Origin of the sequence: Agrobacterium genomosp. 13 str. CFBP 6927 (assembly GCA_900012615.1) — a bacterium.
GTDB lineage: Bacteria > Pseudomonadota > Alphaproteobacteria > Rhizobiales > Rhizobiaceae > Agrobacterium.
In genome coordinates, this window is record LT009756.1 from 1,906,736 (window position 1) to 1,929,665 (window position 22,930).

Annotated in this window: 25 protein-coding genes; 16 read left to right on the plus strand and 9 right to left on the minus strand. The window is 55.3% G+C overall.

Annotated features, from left to right (window positions below):
* The first annotated feature begins 402 nt into the window (after nucleotides 1-402).
* Nucleotides 403-1,035 (plus strand): TerC family protein, encoded by a 633-nt coding sequence (locus tag AGR13A_RS09555; protein ID WP_035224045.1) that lies wholly within the window; start codon nucleotides 403-405, stop codon nucleotides 1,033-1,035.
* A 448-nt stretch (nucleotides 1,036-1,483) separates the two neighbouring features.
* Here AGR13A_RS09555 and AGR13A_RS09565 read toward each other — a convergent pair whose 3' ends face one another.
* Both AGR13A_RS09565 and AGR13A_RS09570 read right to left on the minus strand, forming a co-directional pair.
* Nucleotides 1,484-1,852, minus strand: a complete 369-nt coding sequence (locus tag AGR13A_RS09565) for an MliC family protein (RefSeq protein WP_080834956.1) — start codon at nucleotides 1,850-1,852, stop codon at nucleotides 1,484-1,486.
* A gap of 476 nt (nucleotides 1,853-2,328) precedes the next feature.
* Nucleotides 2,329-2,778, minus strand: a complete 450-nt coding sequence (locus AGR13A_RS09570) for a hypothetical protein (protein WP_035224042.1) — start codon at nucleotides 2,776-2,778, stop codon at nucleotides 2,329-2,331.
* Between the two features lie 275 nt (nucleotides 2,779-3,053).
* On the opposite strand from AGR13A_RS09570, the gene AGR13A_RS09575 reads away from it, so the two are divergent.
* The gene (locus AGR13A_RS09575) at nucleotides 3,054-3,368 is read left to right on the plus strand and encodes a BA14K family protein (RefSeq protein ID WP_080834959.1); all 315 of its coding nucleotides are present in this window, start codon (nucleotides 3,054-3,056) and stop codon (nucleotides 3,366-3,368) included.
* A 66-nt stretch (nucleotides 3,369-3,434) separates the two neighbouring features.
* On the opposite strand, the gene AGR13A_RS09580 is transcribed toward AGR13A_RS09575, so the two are convergent.
* Entirely contained in the window at nucleotides 3,435-4,460 is a 1,026-nt protein-coding gene (locus tag AGR13A_RS09580; protein ID WP_080834962.1) for an SAM-dependent methyltransferase, read from the minus strand.
* Nucleotides 4,457-5,245, minus strand: a complete 789-nt coding sequence (locus AGR13A_RS09585) for a DUF1295 domain-containing protein (RefSeq protein WP_080836723.1) — start codon at nucleotides 5,243-5,245, stop codon at nucleotides 4,457-4,459. The genes AGR13A_RS09580 and AGR13A_RS09585 overlap by 4 nt, the downstream gene beginning before the upstream one ends.
* A gap of 193 nt (nucleotides 5,246-5,438) precedes the next feature.
* Between AGR13A_RS09585 and AGR13A_RS09590 the strand changes: the two genes are divergently transcribed.
* The 7 genes from AGR13A_RS09590 (at nucleotide 5,439) to AGR13A_RS09620 (ending at nucleotide 11,078) form a co-directional block, all read left to right on the plus strand.
* A complete protein-coding gene (locus AGR13A_RS09590) occupies nucleotides 5,439-6,812 on the plus strand; it encodes an NAD(P)/FAD-dependent oxidoreductase (protein WP_080834965.1) in 1,374 nt (457 codons plus the stop codon).
* Nucleotides 6,809-7,627, plus strand: coding sequence for a DUF1365 domain-containing protein (locus AGR13A_RS09595; RefSeq protein WP_080834968.1), 819 nt, complete (start codon nucleotides 6,809-6,811; stop codon nucleotides 7,625-7,627). Before AGR13A_RS09590 ends, AGR13A_RS09595 begins: the two co-directional genes overlap by 4 nt.
* On the plus strand, nucleotides 7,614-8,846 hold the full coding sequence (locus AGR13A_RS09600; protein WP_080834972.1) for a class I SAM-dependent methyltransferase: 1,233 nt from the start codon (nucleotides 7,614-7,616) through the stop codon (nucleotides 8,844-8,846). The genes AGR13A_RS09595 and AGR13A_RS09600 overlap by 14 nt, the downstream gene beginning before the upstream one ends.
* Before the next feature lie 29 nt (nucleotides 8,847-8,875).
* The gene (locus AGR13A_RS09605; protein ID WP_035224029.1) at nucleotides 8,876-9,253 is read left to right on the plus strand and encodes a DUF2147 domain-containing protein; all 378 of its coding nucleotides are present in this window, start codon (nucleotides 8,876-8,878) and stop codon (nucleotides 9,251-9,253) included.
* Nucleotides 9,254-9,265: 12 nt separating this feature from the next.
* On the plus strand, nucleotides 9,266-9,697 hold the full coding sequence (locus AGR13A_RS09610) for a DUF2177 family protein (RefSeq protein ID WP_080834975.1): 432 nt from the start codon (nucleotides 9,266-9,268) through the stop codon (nucleotides 9,695-9,697).
* A gap of 131 nt (nucleotides 9,698-9,828) precedes the next feature.
* Nucleotides 9,829-10,371 (plus strand): sigma-70 family RNA polymerase sigma factor, encoded by a 543-nt coding sequence (locus AGR13A_RS09615; RefSeq protein ID WP_035224306.1) that lies wholly within the window; start codon nucleotides 9,829-9,831, stop codon nucleotides 10,369-10,371.
* The gene (locus AGR13A_RS09620) at nucleotides 10,368-11,078 is read left to right on the plus strand and encodes an anti-sigma factor (protein WP_035224025.1); all 711 of its coding nucleotides are present in this window, start codon (nucleotides 10,368-10,370) and stop codon (nucleotides 11,076-11,078) included. The genes AGR13A_RS09615 and AGR13A_RS09620 overlap by 4 nt, the downstream gene beginning before the upstream one ends.
* Nucleotides 11,079-11,181: 103 nt before the next feature.
* Here the strand turns inward: AGR13A_RS09620 and AGR13A_RS09625 are convergent, their stop codons facing one another.
* The 4 genes from AGR13A_RS09625 to AGR13A_RS09635 form a co-directional block, all read right to left on the minus strand.
* The gene (locus AGR13A_RS09625) at nucleotides 11,182-11,547 is read right to left on the minus strand and encodes a hypothetical protein (RefSeq protein ID WP_080834977.1); all 366 of its coding nucleotides are present in this window, start codon (nucleotides 11,545-11,547) and stop codon (nucleotides 11,182-11,184) included.
* 198 nt (nucleotides 11,548-11,745) lie between these two features.
* On the minus strand, nucleotides 11,746-12,000 hold the full coding sequence (locus AGR13A_RS09630) for a hypothetical protein (protein WP_080834980.1): 255 nt from the start codon (nucleotides 11,998-12,000) through the stop codon (nucleotides 11,746-11,748).
* A 59-nt stretch (nucleotides 12,001-12,059) separates the two neighbouring features.
* Nucleotides 12,060-12,254 (minus strand): hypothetical protein, encoded by a 195-nt coding sequence (locus tag AGR13A_RS24595; RefSeq protein WP_139786041.1) that lies wholly within the window; start codon nucleotides 12,252-12,254, stop codon nucleotides 12,060-12,062.
* A gap of 44 nt (nucleotides 12,255-12,298) precedes the next feature.
* Nucleotides 12,299-13,294 (minus strand): dihydrodipicolinate synthase family protein, encoded by a 996-nt coding sequence (locus tag AGR13A_RS09635; RefSeq protein WP_080834983.1) that lies wholly within the window; start codon nucleotides 13,292-13,294, stop codon nucleotides 12,299-12,301.
* Nucleotides 13,295-14,224: 930 nt separating this feature from the next.
* Between AGR13A_RS09635 and AGR13A_RS09645 the strand changes: the two genes are divergently transcribed.
* The 6 genes from AGR13A_RS09645 (at nucleotide 14,225) to AGR13A_RS09675 (ending at nucleotide 19,108) form a co-directional block, all read left to right on the plus strand.
* Nucleotides 14,225-14,593 (plus strand): hypothetical protein, encoded by a 369-nt coding sequence (locus AGR13A_RS09645; protein WP_080834989.1) that lies wholly within the window; start codon nucleotides 14,225-14,227, stop codon nucleotides 14,591-14,593.
* An 860-nt stretch (nucleotides 14,594-15,453) separates the two neighbouring features.
* The gene (locus tag AGR13A_RS09655; RefSeq protein ID WP_139786042.1) at nucleotides 15,454-15,984 is read left to right on the plus strand and encodes a hypothetical protein; all 531 of its coding nucleotides are present in this window, start codon (nucleotides 15,454-15,456) and stop codon (nucleotides 15,982-15,984) included.
* A gap of 285 nt (nucleotides 15,985-16,269) precedes the next feature.
* Entirely contained in the window at nucleotides 16,270-17,121 is an 852-nt protein-coding gene (locus tag AGR13A_RS24600) for a hypothetical protein (protein ID WP_139786043.1), read from the plus strand.
* Between the two features lie 80 nt (nucleotides 17,122-17,201).
* Nucleotides 17,202-17,423 (plus strand): helix-turn-helix transcriptional regulator, encoded by a 222-nt coding sequence (locus tag AGR13A_RS09665; protein ID WP_080836726.1) that lies wholly within the window; start codon nucleotides 17,202-17,204, stop codon nucleotides 17,421-17,423.
* Nucleotides 17,416-18,060, plus strand: coding sequence for a hypothetical protein (locus tag AGR13A_RS09670; RefSeq protein WP_080834999.1), 645 nt, complete (start codon nucleotides 17,416-17,418; stop codon nucleotides 18,058-18,060). Before AGR13A_RS09665 ends, AGR13A_RS09670 begins: the two co-directional genes overlap by 8 nt.
* 148 nt (nucleotides 18,061-18,208) lie before the next feature.
* The gene (locus AGR13A_RS09675; RefSeq protein ID WP_139786044.1) at nucleotides 18,209-19,108 is read left to right on the plus strand and encodes a hypothetical protein; all 900 of its coding nucleotides are present in this window, start codon (nucleotides 18,209-18,211) and stop codon (nucleotides 19,106-19,108) included.
* 37 nt (nucleotides 19,109-19,145) lie between these two features.
* Here AGR13A_RS09675 and AGR13A_RS09680 read toward each other — a convergent pair whose 3' ends face one another.
* Nucleotides 19,146-21,989, minus strand: a complete 2,844-nt coding sequence (locus AGR13A_RS09680) for a UvrD-helicase domain-containing protein (RefSeq protein WP_167377456.1) — start codon at nucleotides 21,987-21,989, stop codon at nucleotides 19,146-19,148.
* A gap of 341 nt (nucleotides 21,990-22,330) precedes the next feature.
* Between AGR13A_RS09680 and AGR13A_RS09685 the strand changes: the two genes are divergently transcribed.
* Entirely contained in the window at nucleotides 22,331-22,927 is a 597-nt protein-coding gene (locus AGR13A_RS09685; RefSeq protein ID WP_080835005.1) for a hypothetical protein, read from the plus strand.
* The last annotated feature ends 3 nt before the right edge of the window (nucleotides 22,928-22,930 follow it).

A 22,930-nucleotide genomic window follows, 5' to 3' on the forward strand; every position in this document is an offset into this window, starting at 1 on the left:
GTGAATTGCTTCCTGTGAACGTGAAGTAGTTTCCCCGGCGTACCGGTTTGGTGTCGCCGTTTAAGGCTTTGTAAGCGAATGCGCAAGACTTAATTGTGAAAGCGCCTGCGCGCGCGCTTCAAGCGTGCCCCGAGGCCCGTATATGGTGTGTTGTTTGCGACATTCAAACCCTTGGGAGGATGACGTGGATGCAAGCCGAGGGGAGCGCATTCCCACCATTGCCGATCACTAATTAAGATATTTCCATCACAACTTCTTTACCTGCGCCGTCATGATGGCTTAAGGACAGTCCATCGCCGGGGGAGACGGGCGATAGCAATGCGGCGCTGGGCGCGCCATCCCATGCCATATCTCGATCCGTCGCTTTCCCGCGCGACCTTCATATGCGTTTCAGGACATCCCATGGAAATCTTCACAGCCGCCGGTTTTACGGCATTCTTGCAGGTCATCGCGATCGATCTGGTTCTGGCGGGCGACAATGCCATTGTCATCGGCCTTGCCGCAGCCGGCCTGCCCGCACATCTTCGCCGCAAGGCAATCCTCGTCGGCATCATCGCCGCCACGGTGCTGCGGATCGGCTTCGCCGCCGTCACCGTACAACTTCTGTCCATTGTCGGCCTGCAACTCTTCGGGGGCCTGCTGCTCGCCTGGGTTTGCTGGAAGATGTGGTCCGAACTGCGCGAAGCCGCCGGCTCCATCGAAGATGAGGTGACGGATGACGAGGCCGACCTGACCAAGGGTCACAAGACCTTTTTCCAGGCGGCAACGCAGATCGTCATCGCCGACGTTTCCATGTCGCTGGACAATGTTCTCGCCGTCGCCGGCGCCGCGCAGGAACATGTCACCGTGCTGATCATCGGCCTTGTCGTATCGATCGCCCTTATGGGTCTGGCCGCCAACTTCGTTGCCAAGCTGCTGCACCGCTACCGCTGGATTTCCTATCTCGGCCTGATGGTCATCATCTATGTGGCGCTCAACATGCTTTACCACGGCGTGATTGAGGTCCTGCCCTACATCAAGCCTTATTTCGGCTGAAGCCGACCAAAGCGACGCAGAAGCAAACGGCCCGGGAAACACGGTTTCCCGGGCCGTTTTTGTGCCATCGGCACCCCTTTTCCAGCGGCGGGGAATCAGCGGCCGCAGGCGCTGCAACATTCGGAGAAGACAGGGAAATCGCGATTTTTTGCCCATGCATTCTGGCAATTGAGGTCAGCCACAGGCAAGCCTAGGGAGCTAGTAATAAGTCATAATAATAACAAGAAAGGTAAAGCTGCCAATGGCTTATGACTGGACCGGCGGTCGTACCCGCCGTCTTCGAAGGGTGAAGCTTGGCGTTGTCGCAAGCTCTCTCATCCTGCTGGCGCTTCTTGCGTCGCTCGTTCTTGGCTGAACGCGCCGCACGCCCAATTCAACGCTGACCGGCGGCATGGCAAGGTTTTCAAAACCGCCCTGCCGCCGCTCCTTTCAGGGCAGGCGTCAGCGATCAGGTTTTCTTCACTTCCACGCAATGAACCGGCTGTTTCATGTCCGGATCCGCCATCAAATCGTAGAGATCGGCCTCGTCACCTTTCGACCACCAGACATGGGTGCCACCCTGATATTTGGCGCCCGAACCTGAAATGACGTTCGCGGCAACGATGACACCATCCTTCAGCCCCAGCCTTACGAGGCTGATATCACCGGCATTGAAATAGGTCGCGTCCACTGTGTCGGTGGCGCATTGATAAACGGTTTCGACCTTTTCGACCGTCGTATCGTTCGGCAGCGGAATCACCATGTCTTCGGCCGAAGCGCTGGAAGCAGCCGCCAAAGACAAGGCGGCGAAACACATGGAGGCGAGAGATTTTTTCATGATGGCCCTTTCCTGATTCGACCTGGCCATAGGGACATGTCAGAAAAGCCAAAATGGGGCCGCCCAACGCCGCACGCGCGAAATTTACGGGCATGTCAGCCGCTGAAACAGCTGATTGTTGATTTCGGTCGAAACGCTACGGCAATTCCTATCGAAAGAGCCAATAAACGACGCCAAGGATAACCGTCCACATCAGCAATGATATGGCAAGCACGGCGAGATAGTTTCGAAATCGTCTGGTCATCCGCCCACATTACCGGCCGGCTATCGCGCGACAGCCTCAACCGTTGAATTGCTGGATGCGGGTCAAACCGCAGGATCAACTCTTTCTATCAAGATGCTGAATCGCAGACCATTCGCAGATTTTACCCGCCCGAAAACGGGGTTGCCTGCGGCAAACCCCGCCTTTCCCGGCAGGGTTTGCAAAGCCGTCGCGCCCTGGCGAGCTGACGACGATCAGCCGTCGCCAGGCCGGATCAGCTCTTCAGTGCGGTATTGCACAGGCTCCAGTAACCGCCGCCCTTCTGGATCCACTTCAGATCACCGAGCGTGCCGTCATTCTTGTTCTTGTGATAGGAATCGACGCAGGTTTTCAGGCGGGCCTTTCCGGGGGTCTCGCTTGAGTATTTCTTATCGACAGCACTCGGAAAAGCGACGCCCTTCGGGGCCTTGATCGTCGCTTTTTCGGGTTCTTTGTCAGTGGTGGCCGCGACCTGCTTATCGTCGGCGGCATCTTCGGCGGCCGCTTCGCTGCCGCAGAACTTGGCGCGATAGTCGTTCCACTTGACGTCCTTGGCGGATCCATCCGCTTTCGCCGCCTGATATTTCACGCTGCACTCCTTCATGGTGAGTGCGGCTGCGGGGGAGACAAACGCCGCCGATGCCAGCAGCGCAAAGGATGAGAGAATGACAACCCTGTTAATCATTGAAGACTCCCGTTTGCATGATTGCCGGGCGACTATCCGACCGGATTTTCCTGTTGTCAACGAGCAGTGCGGTAGGGGCCAGACACCGAATTAACGCAACGCGGAATCGCTCGCGAAGCCTTCGGTCTTCTCGGGCATGGAAGCGTGGTGCCGACATCGCTTCAACCTTAGGTCAGCCCCTCAAAGAATCACGTGTTCGTGTGGCGTCAATAGCCAGCGGGAACGAATTCCCTAAATTTTCGTTAGCATCTCGAACGACTAACGAGGATTTATCGATGTTGAGGATGCCGAAGACTATGTCCGCGCTCGCTCTTGGCGTCGCATTATCTGCCGCTTCTGTCATTCCCGCTCAGGCACTGAGCATCATACAGCCGGCCGGAGACCTTCAGGAAAAGACGCAGCCCGCCTACCCCGCATCGGCCTTTGCCGCGGGCAAGGGTGAGGAAGGCGCACCGAATGGATATGCCCTGTCGGAAGGGGAAGTCAGCCACATCAAATGGTGTGCCGCGCGTTACACCTCCTACCATCCGACTGACAACACCTATATGGCGTCGGCAGGCACGCGGGTGCAGTGCCGTTCACCCTACTGATACAATCTCGGATTTTTCGGTTGGGGCTAGACCACGGACTCGATTGTATCAAACGCGCCTGGCAAGCTAGGCAGGCGTCATGAGATAGTGGCCCACGCCCCAGACCTCGCCATCGTCATGTCCGAAAAGCCCGGCCGTAGCGAGAAAGAACAGTCGCCAGCGGCGTTCCCATAATCTTGCATCTGCTCCATAGACGCTCTGAAGGATCGGCCGGACGCGATCTATCTCCCGATCGAAATTTGCGAGCCAGTCGAGAGCTGTCCGGCGATAATGAGACCCTGACCAGCGCCAATCCTGCTCCACGCTGAAAAGCCCGCCAAAACGATGCGGAAGATCGAAAGCGGGCATGATCCCGCCGGTAAAAAAATGCTGTGCGATCCAGTCTGCCGGATTGGCATGGTCGAACCGATAGGATCGGTCGCGGTGATTGAAAACGTGAAGGAAGAACTTGCCTTCCGGCTTCAGCCAGGAGCGGACGCGCTCGAACAAGGTCCGCCAGTTCGACATATGCTCGAACATTTCAACCGATACGACGCGGTCGAAATGGCCGTCAGTCGAAAAATCATTCATATCCGCTGTTATGACTGACAGGTTGGAAAGCCCACGCTCTTTCGCGCGCTCGATTATATATTGGCGCTGCGACGCGGAGTTCGAAACGGACGTAATCCGCGCCTTGGGAAAACGGCCAGCCATATAAAGCGAGAGCGAGCCCCAGCCGCATCCGAGTTCGAGAATATCCATGCCGTCCTGCAATCCGGCATGTGACACCGTCTGCGCCAAAGCAAAGGTTTCGGCCTCGTCGAGCGTTGTCTGCACATCGGGATAAAAGCAGCAGGAATATTTTCTCTGCGCGCCAAGAACGATCGCGAAGAATTCCGCCGGCACTTCGTAATGCTGCCTGTTCGCATCCGCCGTATGGGTGGCAACGGGAAATTTCATCATGTCTGCCGCGAATGCAGGCTCGGCATCCACCGGCAGGCTGGCAAGCCTGCGCTTGGTGCGTGCGCAGAGCAGGTCGATGCCGGCAAGGGTGATGCTGTCGCTCAGCGGCGCGCGCTCGGCGGCATTGATGGCGAATGCGAGCATGTTCATGGCATATCCTCGTTTTTGCGGGGTCCCGGGAAAAAGGCATTGACGCGGTTTTGCAGGGCGCGGAATCTATCCCCGCGCGATTTCAGCATGTGTTCCTCAAGCGGCGGAATGCCGGAGACATGGACCAGCAGCCAGTACATCATGGCCGGCGCAGCCAGCGACACCCACGACCAGGGTTGCGCATCGATGGCCAGCAATGGAAAGCCGCACCAGAAAAGCCATTCGAAGAAATAGTTGGGATGACGGGAGTAACGCCACAGACCCGTCTCGCAGACGCCGCTTTTGGCCTCCGGCGTTTTTCTGAACCGTGAAAGCTGCCTGTCGGCGACGGCTTCGCCGGCAAGGGCACCGGCCGCGACGAGCAGGGCAATCACATCGGTGAAGCGTGGAAAGGCCTGAGGATTGCTGGCTGCAAGATAGACGGCAAGAACCAGTACGAAGGCGGCAACGGCCTGGATCTGGAGAAAGCCGAAAAGCCGGATCGAGGCCTTGTCGCCCCACTGCTCGATGAGCTTAGCATAACGCGGGTCCTCTCCGGCACCCCTTGTGCGCAGGCCGATGTGGCCGGCAAGCCGAAGCGACCAGATGATGACAAGAAAAACCACGGCGCCGCCGCGCCAATCGTCTCCATCGGCAAATACCACAGCGACAACACCACCAAGCCCGACGCTCGCCGACCAGACAGTATCGATCCAGCCGCTCGATCCCGTCAAACGCTGCAATCCCCAGGCAGCCGCCATAAGCAGCGACATCAGAGCAGCAAGGGCCACCACGACAGACATCATCACCATTCCGCTCGCCATATTCGAACAACTTGAGACCGCGTTTCGTGATGGCAACTACGGTCGAGATGGCAAAAGAGTTTCAGGCAACGGAAAAAATTCCGAAAAATGGTCGCGCGTGTGAAACTTATCGATCCGCTCCCTCGTATCTGTCGCAGTCCGCAAGGCTGAATTGTGAATGCGATAGCGAGGAAACATGTTCGACACCGAAGCGAAGCGAAAAGACAGCCGGCGAAACATCGCCGTGATCGGAACAGGCATTTCCGGTCTATCGGCCGCCTGGCTCCTGTCGCAACGGCATGACGTTACGGTTTTCGAGGCCGCAGGCCGCGTCGGCGGGCACAGCAACACGGTGACCTTCACGACCGAAAAGGGACCTGTTTCCGTCGACACCGGTTTCATCGTCTATAATGAAGTGACCTACCCCAATCTCACAGCGCTTTTCAAAACACTTGATGTGCCGACTGCGGCATCCAACATGTCCTTCGCCGTTTCGCTGGATGAGGGCGGTTTCGAATATTCCGGCGGCACCGGCTTTGGCCTGCTCGCGCAAAAGAGAAACGCCATCAGGCCACGCTTCTGGGCGATGCTGTCAGATCTTTTGCGCTTTTATCGCAACGCCCCGCGCGATCTGCCCGTCATGGGCGATATCTCGCTCGATGATTACCTGTCGCGCAATCATTATGGGCCGGCGTTTCGAGATGATCATCTCTACCCCATGGCGGCGGCCATCTGGTCCACGCCGGCAATGGAGGTGGGCCGTTATCCGGCCGCACATTTCATAAAATTCTGCAGCAACCATGGTCTGCTCCTGCTGCGCAACCGTCCCGTCTGGCGCACCGTCGTCGGTGGCGCCCAGGAATATGTGAAACGCATCACAGCCCCCTTCGCCGACCGCATTCGGCTGGCGACACCGGTGAAAACGATCAGCCGTATCCCGGGTTACATCGAGATCGCCGGGGAGAGCGGTAGATTCGAGCGTTTTGATGACGTGGTGATCGCCACACATGCCGATCAGGCACTGGCGATGCTGAGCGACGCGACACGCGCCGAAAAGCGGATTCTCGGCGCATTCGCCTATACGAAAAACAGGGCTGTGCTTCACAGCGACAGCAGTTTCATGCCGCGCAGGCGTGCTGCCTGGTCGAGCTGGAATTATGTGGCCGATACCCGAACTGGCACCGGCCAGCCGAGCATCACCTACTGGATGAACAGGCTTCAGCCTCTGGGCGACACCCCTGACACCTTCGTCACGCTCAATCCGGTGCGGGAGCCGGAACACGCAAAGATCATCGCCGAGGAAACCTACCATCACCCCGTTTTCGACGCCGGCACCGAGCAGATGCGGCAGGAACTCTGGGCCTTGCAGGGACTGCGAAATACATGGTTCTGCGGCGCCTATTTCGGCTCGGGTTTTCATGAGGACGGCCTTCAGGCAGGCCTTGCGGTCGCGGAAGACCTTGGTGGCGTGAAGCGGCCATGGCAGGTCGCCGAAGACAGCGGCCGGATTATTCGTCTGGATATGACGGCGATTGCAACCGACTCCGAACTCATAGAGGCGATAGCATGACGCCTCCCCTCGCCTCCGCCCTCTTTCCCGGACATGTGACCCATGCGCGCTTCAAGCCGAAAGCGCACAGGCTGGCCTACCGGATTTATTCCCTGCTTCTCGACCTCGACGAGCTCGATGCGCTCGACGGCAAGCTGCGGCTTTTTTCCGTCGACCGGTTCAACCTGTTTTCTTTCCATCGCAGAGACCGCGGCGACAAAAGCGGAGCCGGACTGCGACAGCAGATCGAAAAGGCGATGCTGGCGGCAGGCGTGACGGTGGATGGCGGGCCGATACGCCTTCTCACCATGCCGCGTCTGCTGGGTTGGGCCTTCAACCCGCTGAGCGTGTTCTTCTGCTACGGCAGGGACGCCTCGCTCAGGGCCATTTTCTGGGAAGTCGACAACACTTTCGGGGAAAGACACTCCTATCTGATCCCGGTCGAGACGGACGGGGCAGCGGAAATCGTCCAGCGCTGCGACAAGGCCTTTTATGTCTCACCCTTCATGGACATGGACCTCCGTTACGTTTTCCGGGTTATGCCGCCCGGCGACAGGCTGAAGATCGTCATCGATACCTTCGACAGCGAAGGACAGGTTCTGACCGCCCGGCATCTGGCGCGTCGCGTGGAGTTGACGGACGCCGCCCTTCTGAAAGCATTCTTCGCCATCCCCTTCCTCACGCTCAAGGTGATCGGCGGCATTCACTGGGAAGCGCTCAAAATATGGCTGAAGGGCGTGCGGTTCCGGAAGCGGCCGCTGCCGCCCTCTTCACCCGTCTCTTTCGTCCATCCTTCATCGTCACAAATCGAGGCCAAGATAAATGACCCCGTTTGACAATCTCACGGAAATATCGACGGAAAACACACTTTCCAACCGCAGCACCGGACCCGGCGGCTGGCTCATGAGCAGGCTGCTGAACAAGGTCTCAAGGGGAAGATTGCGCGTCATTCTTCCCGGCGGCGGCATCGTTGAAAAATGCGGCGAGAAAGACGGCAGCGAGGCGACCCTCATCCTCCATCGGTGGCGCGCGCTGCGGCGGCTGATCCTCAACGGCGATATCGGTTTCGCCGAGGGTTTCATCGAGGGCGACTGGACAACGCCGGATCTTACCACGCTGATCCGTTTCGCGGCCCAGAACCGCGAGGCCTTCACGGCTTCGATGCGCGGCAGCCCGCCGATGCGCCTTCTCAACTGGCTTGGTCACAGGCTCAACGCCAATACCCGGCGCGGCAGCCGCCGCAACATCGAGGCGCACTACGATCTCGGCAACGAGTTCTACCGGCAATGGCTCGATCCTTCGATGCTCTACTCGTCGGCGATTTTCGACGACACGACACCGACACTTGAGGCGGCCCAGCTAAAAAAACTCGACCGCATCGCAGACAAACTGCAATTGAACGGCGGTGAAAGCATATTGGAGATCGGCTGCGGCTGGGGCGCACTCGCCATCCACCTCGCTACCAAGGCCAATGCCGACGTGACCGGCATCACCCTTTCGCCGTCGCAATTGAACTGGGCAAAAGCGGCAGCCGAAAAAGCGGACAAGGCGGCAAGCATCGATCTGAAACTGGAAGACTATCGTGATGTCGACGGCGAGTTCGATCGCATCGTTTCCGTTGAAATGTTCGAGGCGGTCGGAGAGGCCTATTGGCCGAGCTATTTCGAGACGCTGAAACGCTGCCTGAAACCCGGCGGTCGCGCCGTGCTGCAAATCATCTCCATCGAACCTGCCCGCTTCGACGATTATCGGCGCAAGGCGGACTTCATCCAGAAATACGTCTTTCCAGGCGGCTTTCTGCCCTCTGACGAAGCACTTGAAAAAGCGATCGGCAAAGCCGGCCTGAGCCTCACCGACACCGAGCTTTTCGGCCAGTCCTATGCCCGCACGCTGGCGGAATGGCGGCAGCGTTTCCATGCGCGATGGCAGACGATTTCGCTCCTCGGTTTCGACGACCGCTTCAGAAGGCTCTGGGACTATTACCTCTGCTACTGCGAAGCCGGCTTTACCGAGGGAACCATCAATGTCGGCTTCTATACGATTGAACACCAATAAAGGCGGGGCGATAACTGCGGAGAAAGACGATGAAAATCAAGAAATTGACAATCGCATTCGCCCTGTGTCCGACGCTGGCGGTCTTCGCTGCCGAAGCCGCCGATATCGACGGCAACTGGGCGCGCGGCGACGGCAACGCCAAAGTGCTGATCGCGCCCTGCGGCGACAATATCTGCGCCACCAACACCTGGATCAAGCCGGGCACCCCGAAGGAAAAGACCGGCGATCGGCTGGTCATGGATATAAAGCCCGATGAAAACGGCGTCTATTCGGGCACGGCCTTCGATCCGCAACGCGACAAGTCCTACAGGATAACGGTGACGGTTGACGGCAACAGCATGACCACCAAGGGCTGCATCGTCGCAGGCCTCCTGTGCAAGGGCATCAGCTGGACCCGGATCGAATAGAAAGGTAAGACGATGAAGACCTATCTCGCAGCCTATTTCTTCACGCTCATCGCCTTTCTGGTGATAGATTTCATCTGGCTGAGCACCATGGCCTCGCGCCTCTATCGCCCGGCCATCGGCGATCTCCTGGCTGAAAACTTCCGGCTTGCGCCGGCTGTCATCTTTTATCTCATCTACGCGGCTGGATTGACCTTTCTTGCGGTTCGGCCTGCCCTGATTTCGGGCCAATGGACGACGGCGCTGCTGTATGGTGCAGCCGTCGGTTTCATGGCCTACGCCACATATGATCTCACCAATCAGGCGACATTGAAAAACTGGTCCACGACATTGACTATCGCAGACCTCCTGTGGGGAACCTTCGTTTCCGCAGCGGCCGCCATCATCGCTTACCTCGTCACCGTGCGGCTGGTCGGTCCGCTGGAAAATCCGGCAGGTGTATTATGACCACGGCGACCCCTGCCGATTTTTTCCGCCCGGCCATCATATGGGATGGACGACGCGAACTTCATTTTGCGCTTGTCTTGCCTTCCCGCAAAAGACAACCCTATAAAGGAAGCGCAGCAAGGGACGTTCGAATGCAAGGCACAGAGATCGCAAGCCTTATCAACCGCGTCGGCATGGGCGATCGTTCGGCATTCGTCTCGCTTTATCAGGCCACGAGCCCGAAGCTTTTTGCAATCTGCCTGAAAATCCTGCGTGACAGGACCGAAGCCGAAGAGGCATTGCAGGAAATCTATATCAAGGTCTGGCAGCGCGCCCGCACATTTGCCGCAAGCGCCGGCAAACCGGCCACATGGCTTGCCGCCATCGCCCGCAACCATGCGATCGATACGATCAGGGCGCGCAAACCATCAACCGACGACATTGACGAGGCTTATGACATTGCCGACGACAGCATCCGTAACCCGGAGCAGCAGATCGTGCTGGCGGATGAGGGTCGCAGGATCGATGAATGCATGCGTGAACTCGAAACGGTTCATGCACAGGCGATACGCCGCGCCTATGTCGAGGGCTTGAGCTATCTCGAGCTCGCCGAGGAATTGCGGGTACCGCTCAACACGGTCAGAACCTGGCTGAGACGCAGCCTTCTCAAACTCAGAGAGTGCATGCAGCGATGACGACGGGCGAACAGAGCGATGGCATGCATTCGCGCGACGAGGTTCTCGCCGGCGAATATGTGCTTGGCGTGTTGCCGATCGAAAAGCGGCGCGAGGTTGAACGCCGCCTGCAGGATGACAAGGCCTTTGCGCAACTCGTCCAGCGCTGGGAGATGGAGTTCTCCGACTTCAACGCCGATTATGAAGAACAGATGCCGGGCGCAACTGTTCTTGCCCGCATAGAGGAACGGCTGTTCGGCCGCAGGGATATCCATGCCAATGGCAGCCTGTGGAGTTCGGCATCCTTCTGGCGCTGGATATCGGTCGCCACAAGCGCAACCGCCGTTGCCGCGGTCGTTTACGCCGCCTTCCCGGACAGATGGCAGGGGACTACCCCACTCGTCGCCGAACTCGCGACAACGGACAGCCAGGTCAATCTCCTCGCCTCCTACGATGCGGAATCGGGACGGATGCGCATCGTTCCCGTCGCAACCGGCAAGATCGATGAAAAGTCGCTGGAACTGTGGCTCGTAATGGATGGCGGCAAGACACGCTCGCTCGGCGTATTCCAGCCCGGCGCAAACGGCGATCTCATCATTCCCGCAGATATGCGTGGCAATATCGGCGAAGGCACGACCTTCGCCATCAGCGTCGAGCCTTTCGGCGGCTCACCAACCGGTCAGGCGACCGGTCCCGTCATCGCCGTGGGCACCGCACGCCACCTGTGAGACGATTGAAAGCCCATTCATGAGTTTGCCACTTCATGCGCAAACAAGAAAAGATGCACAGGCTCCAATCGCCGCAGAAAGAACGTTCAGCGGCGGCTCTCATTCATTCCCCATGTCGGCTGCCGCGATGCAACCATGGCATCTCCACCGGTGAGACAAAGTATGTGATGCCGTGGACATCATCTTTCCAAACCAGATAAACGGACATGCAGCGTGTCTCCGGGAGGAATCCGATATGGGGCTCGACGAGAAACCGTCCCTCTGATCCGGCGCGACGTCCAGCATCGAGCGCTTCCCAATAAAAATCCTCAAATTCCTGGAGATCGGCAAGGCGGGAACGCCGAAGGGAGCGTTCATTCTCTTTGCAGAAGACAGTCGCCAATTTGGCCCTGTAATCGTTACACGGCGTCAACGTCTCCCAATCAACCTCAAGCGTCTCTATGCTGTAGGCAAATAGATCAGTACTCATGCTCAGCCTTCACTTAACGGACAACCGCGTAAATTGCGGGCGCAACGACGAGAAAAATCGATCCAGATACGACTACGCCCAAGACAATAAATTCCCACAGAAAGCGTGCTATCGATCGTTGCTGCATCGAGATCGGTATTTTTGGTGACATATCGTAACCTCAGATTCTAACCGCCATCCGACTTGATACGGTCTCGATTAGTGCGTTGTTTTTTTGCGACTGAAGACGTCTCCAACCTCGAGGCGCTCCTCTCCGGTCAAAGACTGAATCTCGTCAGCACTGGCATTGCCCTCCATCTTCGCAAAACGCAGCGCGGCTTCTTTGTCGATAAAAAGCCCCCCTATGAGACCGAGTTTGTCGGAAACGAGCCAGCAGCCTGTCCTGTTTTGACCCACGGTGAATCGAAAGATGTTGCGCCGCTTGGGTTGAGACACTTTCATTTTTCGTTGCATGATCGAGTCCTGTCGGGAAAAGGTTTTTTCAATGCCGGTTGGCAGAAGGTTGCAGCTTCTTACTGAACCGACTGCATGATCAGCGACACGGCCAGCAGCAGCCCGCCGACAACCGCCAGCAGGCGGAAAAACATTGAGACATCGGTGGACGCTCTGCGTCGGATTGGCGGCACCCGCGGATTGGTTTTGTCTGACATCACTCTCCTGCGAAGTTCCGCCTGTAATCGATAATAAAGACCCAAGGGCTGGTTCATTTCCAAAACTCCAAAAGCGATTGAGGGTTGTGACGGGAAAGCAGTTATTGACGAGAGAAGGCGGAGCGCTGGTCGTTGGAGTTGTCAGCCACCCATCCATCAGCCCGGGCGACCTTTGCTTCGTAGATCAGGTTGCTTTGATTGGCGCTCGTCGTGATTCTCCGCATCGACTTAAGCGCCAGCAGAATGTTTTCTGCCGTCTCCCCATCAACGCCGGTCAGCGGTAGTCGCACCCCATCGTTGATGCCTCGCAAGCAAGACAATGCGGACTTGAGGACAGCGGCCTGGCTCTCATGCGCAAATGCTTTTAATAGCAATTGCAACTGCCGATGCACCTGACGTGCCTGCTCCAGATCGCCGCGTCTTATCGCGCGGTGCATGAAGACCACGGCTGACGGGCATATGTTTGCCACCGCCGAAATGGAACCATCGCAACGTGCAATGCTTTCGAAGGACGCGCTCTCATCTTCTATAAACTGGGCAATGTTTTCGACGCTTCGATCCTTGCCGATGGTCGCAGATGACGAATCCCAGGCGTCGTCTACAACACCAATGACGGCGGGTATTCGCAGCAGAAGACGAAGTGTCTCCGACTTGATTTCCACACCCGCATGGTAGGGGTCGTTGTGGATGACAATCGGTATCGTCGTTGCCATCGCGACCCTTTCAAAATGCTGTATGATCCCCTTCTGGCCGGGACGGTTGTAGTATGGTTGCACAATCAGAGCGGCATCCGCGCCGAGTTGTTCCGCTTCCGAGGTTCTCTGGCATGTGGTGTCCGTGCTGCAGGTGCCCGTTGCCGCGATGATCGGAATGCGTCCTCTGGAAATGTGCACGGCGCGGCTTATCAGGCTCCGGCGCTCCACGGCTGACAACGTTGGTCCTTCCCCGATCAGGGAATTGACCACAAGCCCTTCAACACCTTCTTCTATCTGCCATTCCACGATGTGATCGAAGGCTGCGTAGTCTACCTGTCCTTTGAGGAATGGGGTAACGAGAGGCGTCATCACGCCGCCGGGCAAAAGCCTTTTCGCTGTCATGTCAATGACCCTTCCTTTTTTGCGATGTACTTGGGTTCTGCAGCCTCTTCGAGAGCGTGATCAGCGCCAGGAACAGAGCGCTTTCCAGATCCTCATGGAGGGCGGTCGACTTTCTCCGCGATCCTCCCAGCATGACGGAGGTGGAACAAAACCAGCCTCGATCGGTACGCCGCAATGTCTCAAGACTTACGGGCGGGCTTTGAGCAGATATCGCGAGCAGCAGCGCATCGAAAATTGCGTTGGCCTGAAGCAAAACCCGAAACCGCCTCCCGGTGGAATTATCCCGAGAACAGAGTTCAGGCAGCGCACCCTTCATGAAAGACCAGACGTGCTCTTCACGGACTTTCGAACCATTCAGGATACGATTTTGGAGGCTTGCGGTATCTGGACAATCTTGGTGCATTGGAGCTGCTTCATCTGAACATGCTCCACCCTAGTGCCAATCATCATAGGATTTCGATTGGCCTGCGCCGTCTAAGAAATAAAGAAACCATAAGAACACCGGCGGACATTCCGTCCGGGTGTCTCCAATGCCGCGCACTGGCGCGGTTTCCATCAACGCTGGAGAATACAGTGATTTTTACGGCCAACACTGCTTGATGTCACCGCATGCGATTACACGGAGCGCGCGCGGAAAAACGCGGCAAAATAAGCGTATGCTGGACGTGAATGATTGTTCGGGAAAAAGTGGAGCGGGTAGCGGAAATCGAACCCGCGTATTCAGCTTGGAAGGCTTCCATATTGTTCAATGATGTCAATGGTGCCGTGTCACTATGTATTTTTTACGTTCCTCTCCGAACATGAATAGAGGACACGTTTTGTTCACGGTGTTGACTCCCTCCCCACCTATCCCATAATCAGGTTCAGCGCAGGGCGGCGCGCATCACAACATCAAGGGAAAACGAAACTCTGTCACAGGAGGGAAAGCCCGTGCGCGAAGATGAGAAATACCAGCCTAAGCTTGAATGGAAATTGATGTGGCCCGATCTGGTTTGCCCAACTACCGGCGGCATCGTGCAAATGTATACCGCCAAGATAGAGGGTATACAGGCCGCCGCGATCAGAAGAGAAATGGCCGGCCAGAGTAAGGGCATGTGGGTGTGGTCTGGATGCGATGCCGTTCCATTTAATCGTCTGAGCGACGGGCGCCTTGACCAGGGAATGGAGAAGACCGCCCGGCTTGCCGTTCAACGAGCGGAAGAATACTTCTTCGCGCTGATGCCTTCCCCGATACGGGCGAAATGCCGTGTGAAGATCAACAATAAATGGGATCCGGACAATGAGCGACCAGACCAATAAGGCCGGTGACGGCATCCACGAGAACCATTGGTGCGAGCATCCGGGGTGTAAGGAATGGGGCGGCTTCGGGTATTCTCGATCGAAGGCCGACAAGTCATCCTGGCATTGCTGGGTGCATTGTCCGTACAAGGAGCCGCCCAGATGATAACTCGCGTCGCTCGACAGAAGCGCGAGGCCGAAGCATTGGCCGTTAGGGCGAATCCCCGTTACCAAATATTGCCACCATCGCTACCGAGGCAACTCGTCCTATAATCGTCGTGCGCACTGGAAATGTCCTCGACCGTCGCAAGCCACAATTGAGCATTCACCCCTGGTTAAGATCGCAAACGTCATTGTCCATGGAACTGCGACGCTTTGTCGACGTTAAGTCACTCATCGGGAGTCGAAATCATGAGACTATTAAGCGTAGCAATTGGTATGTTGTCCGTCGGTATCCTCTCTGGATGCGTGGATGACAGCGGATATCAATCGGGCGGTTACTACGCGTCGAGCGTTCAGTATCGTTCCAATGAGCGTGAACGATACTACCGCGACTACGACCGGCGCAATTACAATCGTCGCGACTATGTGCGTCGTGACCGTGACCGCCATGATTATGTTCGACCGGAGAGGGGACCGCAAAGAGATCCTTCCGGAAACAGCAGAGAATGGATCGATCAAGGCGGTGGCAGAGGGTACGAGCGAGCCGTCGTCAACGGGCAGGTCATTTACAGGACGGGGAAACACGTCCAGCCGGGCAACTAAAAGCACGCCGCCAGGTGCTGCAGATCGAAGGGCGAACCATCGACTTGGCGCTTTCTGGGCGCACTACCCGCACGAGGATACTGTCAAGGTTGGGGGCGTTCCAAACGGTCAAGCCGATGCGAAATGATCTCCCACATGCGCTCCTGCTCAGATCGGGGCACTATGTCATTCCGGATGGCGGCGATGGAGCTTTCCATTCTTTGCCGATCTTCCGCGCCTCGTGCTTACCGCCAATCCATCTCTTGGCGCGAAACAGTCTTATCGGAAAACAGGCTAAACGTGCATTCAATGCAGTCTTGGCGGTTACTGAGCGTGCAATAGACGAATGTACCGGCGGCGATAAGCATCGCAGAGCACACGCCGGCCGCCTCGTGATAGATGAAGACTACGGAAAGCCCTACTGGGATAATCGATACACCGAGAAATTTAAGAAGGTGAGAAATGCTGCCGGCGTTCCATCAAACGTGTGGTCGATGGACTCTCACGCCGGTACTGTTTCAGAAACAGTCGAAGCGACAGGATCGCTGGAAGCCGCAAGAGATTTGGCAACGCACACGACGACAAAGACGACTAGGCGCTACAGCCGTGGCGATGGTTTGGAAACGAGCAGGAAGATAGCCGAAGCCAGAGAGCAAAACAGAACCTGACACGTTCTGACACGAGTGACACGGCATTGATGTAAGTTGTTGAAAATATGGAGCGGGTAGCGGGAATCGAATACGTCTATTTTTCACTTAAATATCATACACCTATTTATATAGGCGAAGCATTATACCGTTACTTATACCGCTTACGGGAGTGGATGTGGCTGTCCATAAATGATATTATTAGACACTCGCAACTCCCAAAAGGATGAAACAACTTACGAATGCAGTTAGATACAAAGGATGTCTCCCGTCTTCGGGCGCAAAGCCTCAATCATGGAAAGCACGTTGAATAAATTAGACCACTTATATCCACGAGTTGATGACCTCGTTCAACCTTTAGCGGTGGGTACAGAAACGAAATCATTAGTGCCTCTGCGAATTGCTCTACAACGCGCAAAAGAAGTCTATAAAAAAAATGGGTTGAGTAGTCTGTTCGAGAAAATCGAAACTCGGGAACTGACGATTTTTGCTCGACGCTCAGAAAGATTGATTTCCTCTGAATGCTACGAGTTCAACAAGAGTAGACCACCAATTATTCATAAAGATGAGCATTACAGGCAACGGGAAACTCTCGCCTATACCCTCGCTTTTCATTTACGCGAAAAAAAACATAGCGTGCACGCGGTACATGATGGAATAGAATCCATCTTCAGTTTCTTAGACATGGAGCGTGACACGGACCTAGAAAATTCGAATATTACTCTCCGCCCGGGAGAACAGGCGATAAATTTTAGAATAAACGAAAAAATTTCTAGTATATTTTTCTCATCTACATTAATTAACAGCCATAAATCGATAAAAGAAAGCAAATATTGGCGAGACATAACGTACAGAACGTACAGATGTTATGACGTATCATTTGATCAACTTGAAATTGATCGCCATTTTCCTTATTCGCAGCAATATGCTAGTAAAAAACCAAGGGGACGGACAGAAACCTACTCGCAATCGGAACTCGACGCCGCTTTGGATAAAGTCTTTTCCGATGTTAACGTCCAGCCTGAACTCAGAGAGGTCATGGCGGCCGCACGCGATTTTTACGCTGAGAAAGCGGAAGATGGTCCCGTAGAGAAGACGCTCAGAAGGAAAGGTCAGCGGTGGCTTGCCAACCATAAAAAAACTTCGGGACATAAATAATTTCACAGTTGTGGGACGACACCCTCGAAATTCAAGTTCACTTATTTGGCCGCCATAACATTGAAATGGAGGTTATTAAAATGAACGAGTTTTTAAAATCCCGCCGCTTCTATCGCCTCAACGAGATTTTAGCCCCGGGCGGGCCCATCCCAATTAGCAAATCTAGCTGGTGGAACAAGGTGCGCACGGGTGAATTTCCGCAACCGGTTAAATTGGGCGGACCGCGTTCAACCGCATGGAAATCGCAGGACATAGAAGATCTAATCCGCCGGTTCGAGGGTCAGGAGAACTTCGATGTCTAAGACTGCCACAAAGGTAACGAAAAAGACACCCGTCGAAAAGCTTCTCAAACTCCGCACAAAGATAACCGGGCTTGCCAGTCTCGATGAGGCAGCGACGTTTGACATCGCAGTGAAGCTGTATTGGATCGCGCTGTATTTGCGTGATGACGTAGATGACTGGCAGACATTTTGTGAACATGTCGATTGGGTGGCAGCTTCGTCGAAGCCTCAACCGAGGGCGGAATCCCGTAAAAAGGCGTTGCATTTTGCCATCAGGTTTGCCGTCGGTTTCAAAGATAAGGCAAATGGCAACCGGGTTAGAAAACTCCAGGATCTCCTCAGTGCTGCATGGGAGAAAGGCACGAAAAAAGCTGAAATCGAAGCCCACGTCAAAAATGTGCAGGACGCGAAGCGGTTGAAGGCGTCAGAAAGTCGCGCGAAGCGTCGTGCTGCAGAGGCTCGCTCCATCAAACTGCTTCCGTCGGACGCCTCGCGGCTTCTAATGGAAAACATTGGAGACTACGAGTTGAAGGGCAAATTCAAGATCAGCGGCGTTGGGTCGCGCAGGATGTCACTGCAAATTAAATCGCTCAGCAAAAAATCTCTCACGAAGCTTGAACTCGTGAAACCTGTAACTGCAAAACCCGCAGGTAAGTGATCGCGAGTACCGGATGGGGTGGGCAATGTGTGTGTGTAGTACACCCCCACCCCCCGAACATAAATGATAACCCGAAATTCAAATTACACAGCAGGTGAACCCCCAATCACCTGAACGGTTGAGGTTTGCCTGCTGTCAGAGGTGAATGATGTATCGCATAGAAGGGAAATACGGCCGAGCGCCGATACGGAGCCTGAAGGCCCTAGAGGTCTCACAACTCGATCTGGACGGAAGGATAAAGCGATATCTGGTGTCTCGGAAACCAGATATCAGCAATGATGTATGCAAGGCCTTGGAATTGCGGGCTTCACGAGACCTGAATGCTGCAAACCTGTTTTCGAGAATTCAAGTTGCAACATGCCTTGAACGCGACCTGAAAATTCATTTTGCGGAAAACGGAACGCACTCCGTTTTCTTCGTAACGCTGATCTCCGAACTGCATGCGGTGAAGGTAAGGGAGCAAAATGGATATGATCTGGTCGCTCATCGCAAGTGGATCGCGTCACTTTTAAAGGGATGCGACTACGTGGGGGTGATCGAACCCGCCTATTATCCCGAGGCGGCGTTTGTCGCGCCCCGCGAGGATTGGATATCGTGGCATGCCCATGTGATCGTCTGGAACAATGGCGCGCCCGCGATGAAAAAGCTGAAAGACACGGTGAACCAAATCGAGGTTGCGTTTCGCCCAGATGGGTCGGCTTTTCACTACCGGAAAGCGCAGCATGCAGAGATTGAGGCCGAGGTTGCCTATATGTTCAAGAGCCCTCGAAGCGAGTATCGGACTTACAACGCTAGCCCCGTAGCCGAAGACTCGCAGGCCCCTGCACGATCTAGGCAAACTACTATAAGCGGCATCAAGCAGAACAAGCGTGAAATCAGGACAGGGAAGCTTTTGGCGGTACTGTCAGCATTGTCGGACAAGTCCATTAAATCGATCACCGTCGCTGGTGGTGCAGGGAAAGCTATACGCAAGCATTCACTAAAGGCTGCACGGCAAGCGCTTGTGGATGAACACGCAAAGCGAAAACGGCTCTTGCTCAACCTGTAGGCTTTGCCATCGCCTTGAGGCAATGGAAATGGTCGGGCTATCGGCGTGGGCGGCGGGTTCTAGACGGTTGGGCTCCCCTCTCACCCGGTTCTGCTGCAGACGTCAGTCGCGCTTTTCCATCACATGCGGGGTAGCGAACGCAACTGAGAAATTTTCCATATTTGCCACTCCGCTCAACCATCCATCCGCTTTGGCATTCATGGCATGCGGGGTAGACTTGGCCGCAACGGCAATGCGCTACAGCTGATCCATTACTCCTTTCGGGGATCGCGCTGCCGCAAGCGGAGCAGGCAGGAAGCCGGTTTTCACAATGAATGGTATGCTCGCAGCTATAGAAAGTGCGGCCAGCCTGACTCTGAGACGATATTAAACGGCCCCCACACTCTCGGCAGTCATACACAACGGCTTCTTCGCCCGAAACTACGGTGGAGGCATATGCCGACTCTTGCATAAGCTCCATGACGAATGAGGATGGTTTTGCCTCGGATGCAAGGATCGTCAACGTGTGGCGGGCGCGCGTCATTGCGACGTACATTACCCGTCGCTCCTCCGCATACTCGAATGGCTCCTGCTCGGGGGAAACCAAGCTGAGCAGAGGATCATCGACCATTTCCGATGGGAAACCCATTCGACCCCTATCTGCTTTCAACAGAATTACATGGTCAGCCTCAAGACCTTTCGACGCGTGTATCGTTTTAAAGCTGATGCCCAGCTTTGGAAACTGACGTTGCAGGGTGGCGATATCTGGCTTGATCGAACGATATCGACCCAGCAGCAAGACACTGGTCTGAGCTTCAAAGGAAGCCTTTCCAGATATGTCGGAAAGCAAGTCGCTAAGCGCTTTGTCCTCTCCGTTCTTCTGCGTCATCACGATCCTAATGGCAGGTTCTGTCGCCTTACCCGCCGGTATGATGTTTTTTGATATCTGCGCAGGATTCTTCAATACAAACGTTTTTGCCGCCAACGCGATCTGGTCAACGGAGCGAAAGGTGCGACCAAGATCAACGGTCCTATGCACGCCAGTCTCACCGTCGAATTCTCCGCCGAACTCATGGCCGAAATGCCGCATGAGATGAATATCAGAGCCCGCGAAGCGGAAGATCGATTGCCAGTCGTCACCGACCGCGAAAATACGCGCGTCTGGATGCTGAGCTTTCAAAGCCGTCACCAATCTTGCGCGACCTTGTGAGATATCCTGAAATTCATCTACGAGGATATGACGAAAAGGACTGACGTATCGGCCTGTCTCAACATAGCGTGCCGCGCGCAGGACCATGTCCTCGAAGTCGATACGCCCATCAAGTCGCCTCTGGTACTCCTGAAAAACCGGTTCAAAGACCGCAAGAAAAGCTTTTGCTCGAGGGGCAAACTTCATCCGAACGGACTTGGCTTCGCAATCCGTTACACTATACCCTCCGCCCTTGAACTTTCGCAGAAAGGTGGTGAGAAGCTGGGAAAAGCTATCGACTTGCCTCAACTGGACGACGCGATCAAATATCGTTTCAGGTGGTCTGGGTTGCAGGGTTACGTGCGGCAATAGCTTTGCTGCAAGCCCGGTTAACAGCGTGCCTTCCTGCCGTTCATAACTGTAGGTTTCTATGAGCGTCGTTTGATTTTCGGCATGGACCTGCCGTTTCCACATCATTCCACGGAGATATTCGTCGCAATCGATAAAGGGAGCGGTGAAAAGCCGGTCGTTGCCATCAGGCATTCTCTGGCGTCTAACACCGAAATGCTCGATGTAAACGCCGCTTTCCGTCAATCGAAAATCCGGACAATAATCTCGGCGACCTCCAGTGGGAACCTTGTGCTCGTAATTGGGCTCATATTCGTACTCTACCCCATTTTCGTAGAGCCAATTGGCGATCTGCAATTCCTCATAACTTTTGACAGTTTCGCCTTGGAGTGTTCGAAGGTCCTGCTGCTCGATGTGCTTGTAGAAGTCATGCTTCGTCTTGAAATCCCATTCCGTCTTGGGCTCGACCAAGAAATGGGAGAACCATTGAATGACGGCCTTTGCGACCTCTGTCAGCTTGAAAAACAGTTCCATGAGGATCTGCTTGATGACATTGACGAAAAGTAAATCGTCGCTGGCTTGAGGGGCTAGGGCGGGTTTTGATCCCTCCACCTTGCCGATAATTCCATACGCAAGAGCGTGAAACGTCTGTGCCTTGATTGGCACGCCGGACCTCTCGCTTACGCGTTTCGACATTTCCGCCGCCGCATCCTTGGCAAATGCCAGGAGCAGGATTTCGTCCGACCGTCGTATATCTGCTTTCACGAGATATGCCGCCTTGGCGGTGATGACGCTGGTTTTGCCGGAGCCGGCCCCTGCAAGGACCAAAGTCGCATCTTCATCAACGATAACAGACAGGCGCTGCTCAGGCGTCAACGGTTTGCTCTCGATAGAGTCGAAAAATTCTTTCCAGTGCTCAAGACTGGACGCGACAAAGGTTTCGGCTGCGGCCTTCCGTAACGCCGCGGGGTTTGCGGCAAACCGTCTTACAAGCTCGACCCGAGCAGCCGCTACCGGGCCTATTGCCTCGGGCTGGAGCTTCGACAAAATGTTCGCATCAAGCGCCTTTGCTTCATCCAGAAGGGGAGAGAGAATGCATGCAGCGGGATAATAAGTTGGCTGGGACAAGCCGACAATGGCGTCATGAATTCGGGCAATGCGCGCTTCTTCCGCCTTGAGTAGATCAAGATTGATCGCAACCCAAGTCTTTCTAACCTCTTCCGCAAAGGCCAGAGCTTCGAAATGCCTAGCACCCTTGAGAACAGCATCTTCTGAGCCAGATATAGAGATGCTTAAACTAGCTCCGAGCCAATTCTTGTGAACGACTGGTGGTGATGTGATTGTTTGCAGGGACACTGACGACATTTGACCGCGCCTGAAGAGCGATAGATCCTGCTTGTTCAGCTCCAAGCCCCCGATGTTTTTGCCAAAGGGATTTGTAAAGATCCCGAGTAAGGGACGTTGCTGCAATCGGGCCAATGGTGGAGCCTTACTTCTCGCTCTGAACGCGGCAATAGTTAGAAAATGAATTCCGCTGAAAGGACTCGTATATCAGCTGTTGTAAATTTTAGGTTGCCACTCTCAAAAAGCGCATCATTCGGAAAATTTGACAATCTTTAGTTGTAATGATATACCATTACACAGCCGGTGCTGTGCCGGTGTGAGGGGCCATTTGGCCCCTCTTGTTGTTTTGGAGAGCTGCAACCATGAACCTTTCAATCGCCACACCTGCGACCACCCCTACCCCCAGCATTACCCTGCCGTGCCCTGTCATCATCCTTGGCCGCGACGACAATGGCAGGCCACACGCTTCGTTCTTTCCTGCGACCGATACACGCGCTGCCGAAAAGGCTGCTGAACTGATGAGCATGGCAGCGCTCAAAGTGGAGGGCGACGAACTCAGGGCTTTCCTGGGCCGGTTGCCGCAGGGCAAGCTGTTCGACAGCGGCAAGGCTTTCGTGCCGTTCGTGAAGCAAGACCTCTATCAGGCGATTGCCGCGCACCTGTCCAACGAAGCGCGCGAACGGCTGGAGAAGCCGCGCGTAGTGCCCGAAAAGCCCGCTGCCGAGGCCGAATACCCTGTTCCGCCGAAGAACATGCCGGAGAGCTGGGACCAGTTGACCGTGGGCAGCCTCGTACTGGCGACCGAAGGTCCGCTAGAAGGCTGGTTTGAGGCCACAGTCATCAAGATCGAGGGCGATACAGGGGTTCGCCTCAAATGGCGTGATTATCTCGACATGCTGCCCTTTAGCCGTCGTGTCGATCAGGTCGCCCTTATTCACCCTGCCTATGTCGAGAAGTGATCG